The sequence below is a fragment of the Aeromonas sp. 600276 genome, from assembly GCF_049175815.1.
Lineage (GTDB): Bacteria > Pseudomonadota > Gammaproteobacteria > Enterobacterales > Aeromonadaceae > Aeromonas > Aeromonas dhakensis.
On the sequence record NZ_JAAKVU010000005.1, the window covers coordinates 180,666 to 194,603 of the forward strand.

Consider the following 13,938-nt stretch of genomic DNA (forward strand, 5'->3'; position numbering starts at 1 on the left):
AATGAAAAGGGGCCCCGACATGGGGCCCCTTCTGTTTTCTGCGCGCTTGCCGTGACTCAACCCAACATGTAGTCCGCCGGCAGGGCGATGCGGGCGACGCCGGATTCCACCGCAGCCAGCGCCACGGCGCGGGCGACGCGCGGCAGCAGACGAGCATCCATCGGCTTGGGAATGACATAGTCCTTGCCAAAGGCGAGCTCGCTGACGCCGGCAGCGGTCAGCACCTCGGCCGGTACCGGCTCCTTGGCCAGACCGCGGATCGCCTCGACCGCCGCAATCTTCATGGCATCGTTGATACGGCTGGCACGGGCGTCGAGGGCGCCGCGGAAGATGAAGGGGAAGCAGAGCACGTTGTTGATCTGGTTCGGGTAGTCGGAGCGACCGGTCCCCATGATGAGGTCACCACGTACCCCGTGGGCCAGCGCCGGCTTGATCTCGGGGTCCGGGTTGGAGCAGGCGAAGATCACCGGATTGGGGGCCATCATCGCTACCGCCTCGGCAGGCAGCACGTCCGGGCCGGAGACGCCGACGAACACGTCAGCCCCGTCGATCACCTCCATCAGGGTGCGCAGAGGGGTGTCGTTGGCGAAGCGCTGCTTGTACTGGTTCAGATCGGTACGGCCGCTGTGGATCACACCCTGACGGTCCAGCATGAAGATGTTGTGGGGCTTGGCGCCACACTTGATCAGCAGGTCCATGCAGGCGGTGGCGGCGGCCCCGGCACCCATGCAGACGATGCGGCTGTCGCCAATCTGCTTGCCCTGCACTTCCAGCGCGTTGAGCAGGCCGGCGGCGGTGACGATGGCGGTGCCGTGCTGGTCATCGTGGAACACCGGGATGTCGCAGCGCTCGATCAGCGCCTGTTCAATCTCGAAGCACTCGGGGGCCTTGATGTCTTCCAGGTTGATGCCACCGAAGGTGTCGGCGATGGCGGCGACCGTGTCGATGAACTGGGCGCTGGTGTCGTGCTTCACCTCGATGTCGATGGCATCGATGCCGGCAAAGCGCTTGAACAGCAGGGCCTTGCCCTCCATCACCGGCTTGGAGGCCAGCGGGCCCAGATTGCCCAGCCCCAGAATGGCGGTGCCGTTGGAGATGACGGCCACCAGGTTGCCCTTACCGGTGTAACGGTAGGCATCGGCCGGGTTGGCGGCGATCTCGCGCACCGGCTCGGCGACGCCCGGGCTGTAGGCCAGTGCCAGATCGCGGGCGGTCTCGGCGGGCTTGGTGAGGGCGATGGCGATTTTGCCCGGCACGGGCTGGGCGTGATAGTCGAGTGCCTGTTGGCGGAGATCGTGCTGCTGATCGGACATGGGGGACCCCGATACGGTAGTGAATGAGTGGTGCATTGGCTCGCCCACGGGCGAGGGCTGGGGATCATAAAGAAAACCACCGGGCTTTCACAGAGGAAAGTATCGCCAACCCGCCAATGACAAGCCAGTAATTAGCATGTCATACCACTCACCAATACCTATTTAGTTATAGATATGGTTTCAATCCATGACGGGGATTCCCGCCCTGGCCTCCGCCTTCCGGGCGATCGCCTCCGTCATCCCTTGGAAGATGAAGAGGTGAAACGGCAGCATGGCGAGCCAGTAGGCCAGCCCCCAGGCCCCCTGCGGATGCCAGTGAGCCGTCACCTTGAGCCGGGTCAGCCCCGACTCCTCCGGCAGTATGTTGAACTCCAGCCGGCCGACACCGGGGGCCCGCATGTTGAACAGCAGATCCAGCCTGCGCCCCTCGTCCACCCCGAGGATCTGCCAGGAGTCCAGCATGTCGCCCTTCACGAAGCGATCCGGATTGGTGCGCCCACGGGTCAGCGCCGGGCCGCCGATCAGGTGATCCATCCATTCGCGCACCACCCACAGCTGGTTCATGTAGAAGTAGCGCTGCTCGCCCCCCAGCTGCTGCAGCACCTGCCACACCACCTCGGGGGCGGCGAGGCAGATGGCTTCCCCGCTGGCGGTGCGGTCATAGAAGCCGTACTCAGGATGGCGCCAGCGCAGGCCGAGCGGGGTCTCCTCCCCCTGCTGTTCGGCGCCGAGCCGCTGCTCCAGAGAGAGGCTCTCGGCCAGCGCCTCGTCGAAACTGAGCAGGGTTTGCGGCAGCAGGGCTCGCAGCGGGTCGTCGTCGGCCGGGATGTCGTGCTTGAGGCCGCCCACCAGCGCCTTGGCCACAGGTTGCGGCACCGAGGTCACAAACTGCAGCCACCAGGCGGAGAGGCGCGGGCTCAGGAAGGGGATGGGAATGATGGGGCAGCGCTTGCCGATATGGGCGGCGAACTTCTGCAACTGCTGCTGGTAGCTGAGCAACTCCGGGCCGGCGGCGTTGAAGATCCGGCCGTCCACCCCGTCGGCCTCCACCAGCCCGCCCAGATAGTGCAACAGGTTGGAGAGCGCAATCGGCGGCGTGCGCGAGCGCACCCACTTGGGGGTCACCATCAGCGGCAGGTTGAACACCAGATCCCGCATCACCTCGAACGCCGCCGAGCCGGGGCCAATGATGATGCCGGCGCGCAGCTCCACCGTCGGCACGCCGGCCCCCCGAAACAGCTCGCCACAGTGGCGGCGGGAGTTGAGATGGCGGCTGTTGCAGGGTTCGGGCTGGATGGCGCCGAGATAGATGATGCGGCGCACCCCGGCGGCGCGAGCGGCGGCGGCGAAGTTTTTCACCCCCTGCTGCTCCAGCCGGTGAAAGTCGGCCCCCGCCCCCATGGCGTGCACCAGATAGAAGACGGTGTCGATGCCGGCCAGGGCGGGCAGCAGGGTGATGGGCTTGAGGCTGTCGGCGAGGCGAAACTCCACCCCGGGCGACAGCCGGCAGGGGCGCCGCGCCCCGGCAATCACCCGATAACCCAGCTCCTGCAGATGGGGCACCAGGTAAGAACCTATGTAGCCCGCCGCCCCCATCACCAGACAATTCCTCATTCACTCGCTCCTGCTCTGCATCCCTCGTCAACCACACCACCATAGGGCAAAGCGGGCCATGACAGAACGCCGACCAATAAAAAAGGCGCCCATCGGGCGCCTTTTTCAGAATTCTTCAGAAGTAAAATTACTTCTTGGTGGTCATCGCACCGAAACGCTTGTTGAACTTGTCTACGCGGCCGCCGCTAGAAACTTCTTTCTGCTTGCCGGTGTAGAACGGGTGGCACTCGGAGCACACGTCCAGGTTCAGATCTTTACCAACGGTAGAGAAAGTGTTGATGACGTTACCGCAAGAGCACTTGGCGGTGATGGCTACGTAGTCAGGGTGGATACCAGCTTTCATGGACAACCTCAAAGTAATAGGCCGTGTCGCCATCCGATCTTCTGTCGGACACCACACGATTGTTGAACACAGTTTCAAAGGCTGCGAATAATATAGGAAATGCCTGAGATCAGGCAAGTGGCTTCGCAGAAAAAATAGGCAATCTCTGGTGAATTCTTCCCAAACCCTGGATCTGGTTCGTGTGGCTGTGCCGGTACCGTTACGCCGTCATTTCGACTATCTCTCCCCCCTGCCCTTGCCTGCCCCCGGCTGCCGGGTCGAGATCCCGTTCGGCCCGCAAACCCTGGTTGGACTGGTGGTGGATCACCCGGCCGATAGCCAGGTACCGCGCAACAAGCTCAAACCCATCAAGCGGGTGTTGGACGCGGCGCCGGTGCTGGGGCCAGATATTCTGGCGCTGATGAACTGGAGTGCCAGCTACTACCAGCACCCGCTGGGGGAGGTGCTGCCCCACGCCCTGCCGGTGCTGGTGCGCAAGGGGGAGCCCGCCGCCTATCGCGAGCTGGAGTTCTGGTTCGCCACCGAGGCCGGCATGGCGGTCGATCTCAACGAGCTCAAGCGGGCGGCCAAGCAGCAGCAGGCCCTCGCCTTGCTGCGCAAGGGGCCGCAGACCCCCTCCGCTCTCAAGCAGGAGGAGATCCAGAGTGCCGCACTCAGCGCACTGGAGAAGAAGGGGCTGCTGGAGAAGCGCTCGCTGGAGCCGAGCCATGAGGGTGACTGGGCCGCCCGCTTCGAGCCGGGCGAGGGGCTTCGCCTCAACGGTGAGCAGGCGCTGGCGGTCTCTGCCGTCACCAGCCAGAGCGACAGGTTCGGCGCCTTTTTGCTGGACGGCATCACCGGCTCCGGCAAGACCGAGGTTTATCTGAGCATCCTTGAGCCCCTGCTCAAGGCGGGCAAGCAGGCGCTGGTGATGGTACCGGAGATAGGCCTCACCCCGCAGACTATCAACCGCTTTCGCCGCCGCTTCAACGTACCCGTGGTGGCGATGAACTCGGCCATGAACGATCGGGAGCGGCTCGACGCCTGGCTGGCCTGCCGCGACGGCGGTGCCGCCATCCTGATCGGCACCCGCTCCGCGGTGTTCACCCCGTTTCACGACCTCGGCATCATCATCATCGACGAGGAGCACGACGGCTCCTTCAAGCAGCAGGACGGTTTTCGCTACCACGCGCGGGATCTGGCGGTGATGCGCGCCCATCGCGCCGGCATCCCCATCCTGCTGGGCTCGGCTACCCCGTCGCTGGAGACGCTGCACAACGCCCGCAGCGGCAAGTATCACCACCTCAGCCTGACCCGGCGCGCCGGCAACGCCCAGACCGCCCGCCAGGTGATCCTGGACATCAAGAACGTGCGGCTGCAGGCCGGCCTCTCACCCCAGCTGGAGCAGCTGATGGCAGAGCATCTGGCGGCCGGCAACCAGGTGATGCTGTTTCTCAACCGCCGTGGCTATGCCCCGGCCCTGATCTGCCACCAGTGCGGCTGGAGCGCTGCCTGCGAGCGCTGCGACGCCTGGTACACCTGGCACCAGGCCGGGCGGCGGCTGCACTGCCACCACTGCGACAGCGTGCGCCCGCTGCCCCACCACTGCCCGGAGTGTGGCAGCAACGAACTGATCGGATCCGGGGTCGGCACAGAACAGCTGGAGCAGCTGCTCGGCACCGTGTTCCCGCAATATCCGGTGGTGCGCATCGATCGGGACAACACCCGTCGCAAGGGGGAGCTGGAGACCCACCTCGGCGACATCAAGGCGGGCAAGTACAAGATCCTGATCGGCACCCAGATGCTGGCCAAGGGCCACCACTTCCCGGACGTGACATTGGTAGGACTGCTGGATGTGGATGGTGCCCTGTTCAGTGCCGATTTTCGCGCCGCCGAGAAACTGGCCCAGCTCTACACCCAGGTGGCGGGCCGTGCCGGTCGCGCCAGCAAGCCCGGGCTGGTGGTGTTGCAGAGCCACCACCCCGAGCACGCCCTGCTGCAGGATCTGACCCAGAACGGCTATGGCCACTTCGCCGACACGGCGCTGAAAGAGCGCCGCCTGCTGGGGCTGCCCCCGTTCAGCTATCAGGGGCTGTTTCGGGCCGAGGCCAACGGCCGCGACGAGGTGCAGCTGTTCCTCGCCCGCCTCGCCGACACCCTGCGCAGCGCCCGCTACCCACATGTGCAGGTGCTGGGGCCCATCAGCGGCTTTATGGAGCGCAAGGCGGGCAAGTTTCGCATGCAGTTGCTGGTACAGGGGCCGAACCGGGCGCCACTGGCCCAGCTGCTGGATTGGGCGGTGAAGGAGCTGGAGGGGTGGCCCGAGACCAAGCGGGTACGCTGGAGCCTCGACATAGACCCCACCGAGCTGAATTGAGTCAGGTGCTGGTTGCTGAGGGTGAAGCGGTCGCCAACGTGCAACGTCAGCGACCGGGTTTGCCATGCGGGTGCAGGGTTCAGACTCGCAGGTCGACCTGCTGCACCCAGCCTCCCTTGCCCTGCTCGGTCACATAGAGGCCGGACTGACGCAGCACCCCCTGATTGCCGCTTTCCCCCAGATGGTTGAAGGGGGTGTCGAGGGGATGCAGCAGGATGGCACCTATCCCCAGCTCCACCAGGGCGATGGGTGACTGGTCCGGCTGCCAGAACTGCAGCGCCGAGAACTGGCTGTCCCGCTCGTCCAGCACCCCATTGCCATCCTCATCCAGGGTCGCCAGCTCGCCAAACCCATTGCCGGAGCGGGCCCCGAACAGCTCGCCGCCGTCATCTATGGTGCCGTTGCCGTTGCGATCCAGCGCCACGAAGCCGCTCCCCTCGCTCAGGCCGGGCAGGCTGTCGGCCTTGCCATCCTGATCGAGGTCGAACTTGACCCGGGCGTCGGTCAGGCCGGCGATTTTTCCATCCAGACTGAGCACCAGCGGATCCTTGAGGGCATTGAGGGTGGTACGGCGCTGGCTGATGTCGAGCTGGCGCCAGTCCAGCACAAAACCCAGATCCAGCTGCAGGGTCTGGCCATCCTGGGTCTGCACATTCGCCGCCGCCACCACGTTGAGCTGCTCTTTTTGCAGCAGGCTGTCGGTCACCTCCACCAGCTGATCCGGCTCGGCGGCAGGCTGGGTCCCCTCACCCGTCGACGCGGGGACTCCCTCTGCGCTCTGGTCAGCCGGTTTGATGGGCTCCGGCAACTCTATCTCGTGGCCCAGCATCGCCTCGATCATCAGCTTGATGAGCCGCTGGCGGTTGTCGAGCCCGTCGTTGGGAATGCCATCCTGCTCGCCCTTGCCGGTCTCGGCGGGCTTGGCCGACGCCGGTTCAGGGGCACTCTGAGCCGCACCGGCGGCGCTGCGGCTGGCCATCTGCAGCGTCAGCAGGCTGCTGCGGGTGAAGGTGAGCTGGCTGCCGCCGCCGGCAGCAGCAGGTGTAGAGTCCGCCGGCGCCGTGGCAGGGGACTGCACCTGGCTGGCTGGCGGCACGGGGCCGAGCCGGCGTACCTTGCGGGCCTGGGCCTGTTGCTGCTGGTATTGCACCTCCCCCTGGAGGTCGTAGTGATCGATGCGCATATCTTCGCCCTCGGCGCCATACATCTGGTCAGTTATCGACCAGCTGCCGGGGCGGGCTTAACACCGATTGGCTATATCAGCCGGCAGACGCCTCGCCGTCGGCGCATAACAGCGCCAATGCCAGCGACCTTGCCTGCACCAGTGCCAGCGGTTGCTGATAGCTGTGCGCCATCACCACGGCCCCCTCCAGCAGCAGGCAAATGCAGGTGGCTTGTGCCTCGTGGCAATCGAGCCTGGTGCTGACCCAGTCCAGCAGCGCCTGCTTGTGCGCCACCACCAGCTTGCGAACCGGGTGACGGGGATCGGCAAACTCGGCGCTGGCGTTGATGAAGTTGCAGCCATAGAAGTCGCTGCGGCCAAACCACTCCCCGAAACCGTCGAACAGGGCATGCAGCCGGCTCTCCCGCCCTTCCTGCCCCTGCAGGCGCGCTTCCAGCAGGGCGAAGAACTCCCGCTCGCGGGACTGCAGCACCTCCTCGATCAGGGCATCCTTGGTGGGAAAATGGCGGTAGAGGGTGCGTTTGGTGCTGCCGGCCTCCGCCCAGATGCGGTCGATGCCGGTGGCGTGAAAACCATGGCGGTTGAACAGACGGTAGGCCGTCTCCATCAGCTGCTGCCGTTTTTCGCTCATCGCGTTTTTCCCCTTGAAGTACACCGATCTGTCTACCTAATGTGCCTAATCACGGCTGACAAACCAAGAAGGAAACCGTGATGACGAGATGGTATGGCCCCTTGTGGGCAGGAGTGGGGGCGGCACTGGCGATAGGTGTGCTGGGCTGGTTGAACATCAGCTGGCATGCCGCCCTGATCATGGCACCCTTCGGGGCCAGTTGCGTGTTGCTGTTTTCCCTGCCGGCGAGCCCGCTGGCACGGCCGTGGAACGTACTCGGCGGCCATCTGCTGACGGCCACCGTCGGCTTGCTGGTACAGGAGCTGCCCCTGCCATTGGAGCTGCAACTGGCCCTGGGCGTGGGGCTGGCCATCGCGCTGATGCAGGGGCTGGACCTGATCCACCCGCCCGCCGGCGCCAACCCCCTGCTGGTGTTGATGACGGGGCAGCAGTGGCCCTTTCTGTGGCACACGGTACTGCCCGGCGCCCTGCTGCTGATCCTGCTGGGTTACGGCTTCCAGCGGGTCAAATGGCAGCGACGGCTTGGTACCGACTAAACAGCCGAGGGAGACCTGGGCCTCCCTCGTCGTTCATGCTGACACCCTGGTCATTGCGCCTGCTGGGAGACCCCCTCCAGTCGCACTTCCACCCGCCGATCCGGTGCCAGGCAGGCGATCAGCGCCGGTCTGGAGCCGTTGCTGCAGTTGTTGCCGGTGATCGGAGAAGACTTGCCGCGCCCCTCGACCCGCACCTTGTCGGCAAACAGTCCCTTCGCAATCAGGTAGTCGGCCACGCTGCGGGCGCGCTGCTCGGAGAGCGCCTGGTTGTAAGCATCGGAGCCGATGCGATCGGTGTGGCCGATCACGGTTGCCACCCCGTCCTTCGGATTGGCCGCCACTATCTGGCTGAACAGGGCGTCGAGCGCCTGGCTGGCAGCCGGCTTCAGGGTCGCCTTGTTGAACTCGAACAGCACGTCCGAGCTCAGGCTGAAGGTTTTGGGCACCACCACCACGGCGGGAGCAGGCGCCGCTGCCGGGGCCGGTGCGGGCGTCGCCACTTCGCCGCCCTGCTGACCGAAGCGATAGAGCATGGCGAAGGCCAGCAGGCCGTTGTCCATCTCGATGCCGGAACGATCGAGGGAGGTATCCCCGAGCGGGGTGGTGTACTGGTATTCGAGGCGGGCGGCCCAGTCACGGTCGATGGCGTATTCGGCCCCCAGCGCCCCGACGAACACGGCGCCATGCTTGTTGCCGGTATCCTTGATGAAGTCAGTGGCCGTCTGGGCCGACAGTTCGCTGTTGGTCCAGGCGTAGCCACCGCCGATCCGGCCATAGAGATCCAGCGCATCGTTGACCGGGAACCCTATCTTCATGGTGGTCTGGATCATCTGGCTCTTGGCTTCCCCTTCCACCCTCACCCCGCTCAATTCGCCGGACGAGGTGTACTTGCCGAACCAGTCATAGCCGAATTCGAAGCCCAGGTTGGGGGTGAGCTGATAGCCGGCAAAAGCGCCCAGCCCGAGCGTATCCTTGCTGGTGCTGGTGTTTTGCAACGCCCCCAGGGTGTCGGAGACGACCTGCTTCTGATCCACGTCGAAGAACTTGGACCAGCCGGCCTTGCCGCCGACATACCAGGTGTTGTCCTGAGCGGCAGCCTGCACGGCCCCGCTGACGAGCAGGCCGCTGACCAGCACGGCAAGTATCGATTTGTTCATGGTAAAAGCCTCTGCAATGAGTCGTGATGGGCGCTCTTGCGCCTCTCTTCCCTGATGGGGCAAACCCGGCCCCGCCCATCAGGTTATCCCATCTGTTGTCAGCCTCAAATGACTTGGGACTCAAGAGTGTGAAGCGCCCGGCATTCCCGACCGCAAAACGCCCCATGCAGGGGTATCCGCGGGTGCGCCGGCAGCGCCATGAAAAAGGGAGGCCGATGGCCTCCCTCTTGCTGCTTGCAACGCACCTAGCTGGCCAGAAACAGCCGGTAGGCGGGGTCGTCGCTTACCTCTTTCCAGCCGTAGCCAATCTCGTGCAGGTAGTCGTGGAAGGCGGCCACGTCCTCGTCCGGCAGCTCGAAGGCGCAGAGCACCCGGCCGTAGTCGGCGCCGTGGTTGCGGTAGTGGAACAGGCTGATGTTCCAGCGACAGCCGAGGGTCTCGAGGAAACGCATCAGGGCGCCAGGCTGCTCCGGAAACTTGAAGCTGTAGAGACGTTCACCGAGGGGCCGGGCAGGGCGGCCGCCAATCATGTAACGCACGTGGTTCTTGGCCAGCTCGCTCTCGGTCATGTTGACCACCGGATAGCCGTTGCCGCCGAGCTGATCGATGATCTGGCCAAGCTCCTCGTCACCGCCGCTGAGGCGCACCGAGACGAACAGCGAGGCCTGCTCGGCATCGGCGTAACGGTAGTTGAACTCGGTCACCATGCGGGGCCCGAGCTGACGGCAGAAGTCGAGGAAGGCCCCTTTGCGCTCGGGGATGGTCACCGCCAGCATGCCCTCGCGCTTCTCGCCGATCTCGCAGCGCTCCGACACGTAGCGCAGGCTGTGGAAGTTGACGTTGGCACCGGACAGAATGGCCGCCATCCGGCCACCCTTGACCTGCTCCCGCTCGCTGTAGGCCTTGAGGCCGGCCAGTGACAGGGCGCCCGACGGCTCGGCAATGGCGCGGCAGTCGTCGAAGATGTCTTTGAGCGCGGCGCAGATCTGGTCGTTGGAGACGGTCACCACCTCGTCCAGATACTGGTTGCACAGGCGAAAGGTCTCCTCGCCGATGCGCTTGACCGCCACCCCGTCCGCAAACAGCGAGACCCGCTCCAGATTGACCGGCTCACCGGCCGCCAGCGCGGCCTTGAGGCAGGCGGAGCCCTCCGCCTCCACTCCGATCACCTTCACATCTGGCAGCAACTGCTTGATGTAAACCGCCACCCCGGCGGCCAGCCCGCCGCCGCCCACCGGCACGAAGACGTGGGTGAGATGGGTATCCTGCTCCAGCAGCTCCTTGCCGATGGTGCCCTGCCCGGCGATCACCTCGACGTCGTCAAACGGCGGGATCAGGGTGTAGCCCTCCAACTCGGCGAGACGGCGGCTCTCGCCGTAGGCCTCGTCGAAGCTGTTGCCAAACAGCATGACGTTGCCACCCTGCCGGCGCACCGCATCGATCTTGATGTCCGGCGTGGTCTTGGGCATCACGATGATCGCCTTGATGCCGAGCCTGGCGGCCGACAGGGCGACCCCCTGGGCGTGGTTGCCGGCAGAGGCGGCGATGACGCCGCGCTCCTTCTGCTCCTGGGTCAGGGTGGCGATCTTGTGGTAGGCGCCGCGCAGTTTGAAGGAGTGGACCGGTTGCAGGTCCTCCCGCTTCAGGCTGACGTGATTGCCGAGCCGCTCGGAGAGTTTCTTCAGGGTTTGCAAAGGGGTGACCCGCGCCGCCTCGTAGACGGGGGAGAGCAACACCTTGCGTAGATAATCCGCCGCAGAGACCATGACTTATTCCCCCAGCATCGAGCGATCGCGCCACATCACCCCTTTGTCGGCGCAAAGACCGACCAGTCGGGTCGACTGCTCATAGTTCATATTGGAATTCATCTTTATTCCCCCAACAAGGTGCGATCGCGCACCGCGCCCTTGTCGGCACTGGTGGCAAACATGGCGTAGGCGCGCAGGGCAAAGGAGACCTGACGCTGGCGATCGAGCGGCTTCCAGCCACGGGCCTCGACGGCGACGCGGCGGGCGGCCAGCACGCTGTCGGCCACCTCCAGCACCATGCTGCGAGCCGGGATGTCGATGTTGATGATGTCACCATCCTCCACCAGACCGATAGTGCCGCCAGAGGCCGCCTCCGGCGAGACGTGACCGATGGAGAGACCCGAGGTGCCGCCGGAGAAGCGGCCGTCGGTGATCAGCGCGCACGCCTTGCCCAGCCCCATGGATTTCAGATAGGTGGTGGGGTAGAGCATCTCCTGCATGCCGGGGCCCCCTTTCGGACCCTCGTAGCGGATCACCACTACTTCACCTGCCTGGACTGTGCCATCCAGGATACCGGCGACCGCCGTGTCCTGGCTCTCGAATACCCGGGCCGGGCCACGGAAGGTGAGGTTCTCCTCGTCCACCCCGGCGGTCTTGACGATGGCACCATTCAGCGCCAGGTTGCCGGCGAGCACGGCCAGGCCCCCCTCCAGGCTGTAGGCGTTGTCCAGCGAGCGGATGCAACCCTCGGCGCGGTCCAGATCCAGCTCCGGCCAGCGGCAATCCTGGCTGAACGCCTTGGTGGTGCGGATGCCAGCCGGGCCGGCGCGGTAGAAGTCCACCACCTCCTGGCTGGGCTGGCGGCTGACGTCATACTCGGCCAGCAGCTCCACCAGCGAGGTGCCCAGCACGTTGCGGGCGTCGCCGTGCACCAGGCCCGCTTTTTCCAGCTGGCCCAGGATGGCGATGACGCCGCCGGCACGGTGCACGTCTTCCATATGGTACTTCTGGGTGGAGGGCGCCACCTTGCACAGCTGCGGCACCTTGCGCGACATGCGGTCGATGTCGGCCATGGTGAAGTCGACGCCAGCCTCCTGGGCCGCCGCCAGCAGGTGCAGCACGGTATTGGTAGAGCCGCCCATGGCGATGTCGAGCGCCATGGCGTTCTCGAACGCCGCCTTGGTGGCGATATTGCGCGGCAGGGCACTCGCATCATCTTGTTCATACCAGCGCTTGGCCAGGGTCACGATGCGCTGGCCCGCCAGCTTGAACAGCTGCTCGCGATCGGCATGGGTCGCCAGCAGGGAACCGTTGCCCGGCTGGGAGAGGCCCAGCGCCTCGGTCAGACAGTTCATGGAGTTGGCGGTAAACATGCCGGAGCAGGAGCCACAGGTCGGGCAGGCGCTGCGCTCCACCTGTTCGCTCTGGGCGTCGGAGACCTTGGGGTCGGCACCCTGGATCATGGCGTCCACCAGATCCAGCTTGATGATCTGGTCGGAGAGCTTGGTCTTGCCCGCTTCCATTGGGCCGCCGGAGACGAAGATCACCGGGATGTTGATGCGCAGGGCAGCCATCAGCATCCCCGGGGTGATCTTGTCGCAGTTGGAGATACAGACCATGGCGTCGGCGCAGTGGGCGTTGACCATGTACTCCACCGAGTCGGCGATAAGCTCGCGCGACGGCAGGGAGTAGAGCATGCCGCCGTGGCCCATGGCGATGCCGTCATCCACGGCTATGGTGTTGAACTCCTTGGCCACCCCGCCGGCGGCCTCGATCTCGCGCGCCACCAGCTGGCCCAAGTCCTTGAGGTGGACGTGGCCCGGTACGAACTGGGTGAAGGAGTTGACCACGGCGATGATGGGCTTGCCGAAATCCTGATCGGTCATGCCGGTGGCACGCCAGAGGGCGCGGGCCCCGGCCATGTTACGTCCGTGGGTGGTGGTGGCGGATCTCAACTTCGGCATTGTCTCTACTCCCTGAATGCCCAGCGGGCTCATTATCTTTGGAAATGAAAAAGTGACTCTCGGATCGGGAATCGATCCTGGTGAGGGCACCGCCGGATGCCCTGACCGGAAGCGACTCGGGGAGGCACATCGCCTCCCCTCATTTGTCAGTCAGCCACCGGCGTCAGCCAGCCCCACTTGTCTTCGGTCTGGCCATTGAACAGGCCGAAGAAGGCGTTCTGCAGCTGCTCGGTCACCGGACCGCGGCAACCGGCGCCCACCTGCATCCGATCGACGGAGCGCACCGGGGTCACTTCAGCGGCGGTGCCGGTCATGAAAATCTCGTCTGCGACATACAGGGCCTCACGGGGCAGCGCCTGCTCGCGCACCTCGTATCCCAAGTCACGGGCCAGCGTCATGATGGTGTCACGGGTGATGCCGGGCAGGATGGCAGCGGTAGCGGGCGGGGTGAACAGCACGCCGTTCTTCACCAGGAACAGGTTCTCCCCCGCCCCTTCGCTCAGGTAGCCGTTCACGTCCAGCGCCAACCCCTCGGCGAAGCCATTGCGCTTGGCCTCACGGCTGATCAACTGGGAGGACAAATAGTTGCCGCCCGCCTTGGCGCCGGTGGGAATGGTGTTGGGAGCGAGCCGGTTCCAGGAGGTGACGCAGACATCCACCCCGTTTTTCAGCCCCTCTTCCCCCAGATAGGCGCCCCACGGCAGGGCAGCCACCATCAGGTCGGCCTTGGCATCCAGCGGCGGATGCAGCCCCAGCCCCACGTTGCCGACAAAGGCCAGCGGGCGCAGATAGCCGCTCTTCAGGCCGTTCTCGCGCACCACGGTGCGGCAGGCTTCATTCACGTCAGCCTCGCTGTAGGGAACGTCCATCCAGTAGATCCTGGCGGAGTCGAACAGGCGGCGGGTGTGCTCCTGCAGGCGGAAGATGCAGGTGCCCTTGGGGGTATCGTAGGCGCGCACCCCTTCGAACACAGAGGAGCCGTAGTGCAGGGCGTGGCTCATCACGTGCACCTGGGCATCCTGCCAGGGCACCAGTGTGCCGTTGAACCAGATGTATTGCGGGTGGGTGGCGGATTGGGAAGGCTGTGACATTG

Annotated in this window: 11 protein-coding genes; 2 read left to right on the forward strand and 9 right to left on the reverse strand. The window is 65.1% G+C overall.

Translation table 11 applies throughout. From position 1 onward, the window contains the following. Positions 1-56: 56 nt before the first annotated feature. From G5134_RS07150 to rpmE, 3 genes are all read right to left on the reverse strand, one after another. Positions 57-1,313 carry a malic enzyme-like NAD(P)-binding protein gene (locus G5134_RS07150; RefSeq protein ID WP_065018456.1) on the reverse strand — a complete coding sequence of 419 codons (1,257 nt, stop codon included), beginning with the start codon at positions 1,311-1,313 and terminating at the stop codon, positions 57-59. 180 nt (positions 1,314-1,493) lie between these two features. Continuing rightward, entirely contained in the window at positions 1,494-2,927 is a 1,434-nt protein-coding gene (locus G5134_RS07155) for a DUF2867 domain-containing protein (RefSeq protein WP_065018455.1), read from the reverse strand. Between the two features lie 127 nt (positions 2,928-3,054). After that, positions 3,055-3,270: a 50S ribosomal protein L31 gene (gene rpmE / locus G5134_RS07160; RefSeq protein WP_005306787.1), complete on the reverse strand. Its 216-nt coding sequence runs from the start codon at positions 3,268-3,270 to the stop codon at positions 3,055-3,057. 148 nt (positions 3,271-3,418) lie between these two features. Here rpmE and priA point away from each other — a divergent pair, with 148 nt between their 5' ends. Beyond that, on the forward strand, positions 3,419-5,626 hold the full coding sequence (gene priA, locus G5134_RS07165) for a primosomal protein N' (RefSeq protein ID WP_082970173.1): 2,208 nt from the start codon (positions 3,419-3,421) through the stop codon (positions 5,624-5,626). Positions 5,627-5,705: 79 nt separating this feature from the next. Here priA and G5134_RS07170 read toward each other — a convergent pair whose 3' ends face one another. Together G5134_RS07170 and G5134_RS07175 are read right to left on the reverse strand one after the other, a co-directional pair. Next, positions 5,706-6,833: a hypothetical protein gene (locus G5134_RS07170; RefSeq protein WP_041204740.1), complete on the reverse strand. Its 1,128-nt coding sequence runs from the start codon at positions 6,831-6,833 to the stop codon at positions 5,706-5,708. A gap of 52 nt (positions 6,834-6,885) precedes the next feature. Beyond that, complete coding sequence (locus tag G5134_RS07175; RefSeq protein WP_024942656.1) at positions 6,886-7,440, reverse strand: TetR/AcrR family transcriptional regulator; 555 nt, start codon at positions 7,438-7,440, stop codon at positions 6,886-6,888. 80 nt (positions 7,441-7,520) lie between these two features. Here G5134_RS07175 and G5134_RS07180 point away from each other — a divergent pair, with 80 nt between their 5' ends. After that, positions 7,521-7,976, forward strand: coding sequence for an HPP family protein (locus G5134_RS07180; protein ID WP_065018454.1), 456 nt, complete (start codon positions 7,521-7,523; stop codon positions 7,974-7,976). Between the two features lie 50 nt (positions 7,977-8,026). Here G5134_RS07180 and ompA read toward each other — a convergent pair whose 3' ends face one another. The 4 genes from ompA to G5134_RS07200 all read right to left on the reverse strand — a co-directional run bounded on the left by ompA (position 8,027) and on the right by G5134_RS07200 (position 13,936). Next, complete coding sequence (gene ompA, locus G5134_RS07185; protein ID WP_065018453.1) at positions 8,027-9,133, reverse strand: porin OmpA; 1,107 nt, start codon at positions 9,131-9,133, stop codon at positions 8,027-8,029. Positions 9,134-9,378: 245 nt separating this feature from the next. Continuing rightward, positions 9,379-10,899 carry a threonine ammonia-lyase, biosynthetic gene (ilvA, locus tag G5134_RS07190; protein ID WP_065018452.1) on the reverse strand — a complete coding sequence of 507 codons (1,521 nt, stop codon included), beginning with the start codon at positions 10,897-10,899 and terminating at the stop codon, positions 9,379-9,381. 104 nt (positions 10,900-11,003) lie between these two features. After that, positions 11,004-12,845, reverse strand: a complete 1,842-nt coding sequence (ilvD, locus tag G5134_RS07195; RefSeq protein ID WP_065018451.1) for a dihydroxy-acid dehydratase — start codon at positions 12,843-12,845, stop codon at positions 11,004-11,006. A gap of 146 nt (positions 12,846-12,991) precedes the next feature. Then, positions 12,992-13,936 (reverse strand): branched-chain amino acid transaminase, encoded by a 945-nt coding sequence (locus tag G5134_RS07200; protein WP_065018450.1) that lies wholly within the window; start codon positions 13,934-13,936, stop codon positions 12,992-12,994. Positions 13,937-13,938 lie beyond the last annotated feature (2 nt).

Coding starts and splice junctions, on each gene's coding strand:
- G5134_RS07175 (WP_024942656.1), bottom strand. CDS start 7,440: ATGAGCGAAAAACGGCAGCAGCTGATGGAGACGGCCTACCGTCTGTTC.
- G5134_RS07200 (WP_065018450.1), bottom strand. CDS start 13,936: ATGTCACAGCCTTCCCAATCCGCCACCCACCCGCAATACATCTGGTTC.
- rpmE (WP_005306787.1), bottom strand. CDS start 3,270: ATGAAAGCTGGTATCCACCCTGACTACGTAGCCATCACCGCCAAGTGC.
- G5134_RS07155 (WP_065018455.1), bottom strand. CDS start 2,927: ATGAGGAATTGTCTGGTGATGGGGGCGGCGGGCTACATAGGTTCTTAC.
- G5134_RS07170 (WP_041204740.1), bottom strand. CDS start 6,833: ATGTATGGCGCCGAGGGCGAAGATATGCGCATCGATCACTACGACCTC.
- ilvD (WP_065018451.1), bottom strand. CDS start 12,845: ATGCCGAAGTTGAGATCCGCCACCACCACCCACGGACGTAACATGGCC.
- ilvA (WP_065018452.1), bottom strand. CDS start 10,899: ATGGTCTCTGCGGCGGATTATCTACGCAAGGTGTTGCTCTCCCCCGTC.
- G5134_RS07150 (WP_065018456.1), bottom strand. CDS start 1,313: ATGTCCGATCAGCAGCACGATCTCCGCCAACAGGCACTCGACTATCAC.
- G5134_RS07180 (WP_065018454.1), top strand. CDS start 7,521: ATGACGAGATGGTATGGCCCCTTGTGGGCAGGAGTGGGGGCGGCACTG.
- ompA (WP_065018453.1), bottom strand. CDS start 9,133: ATGAACAAATCGATACTTGCCGTGCTGGTCAGCGGCCTGCTCGTCAGC.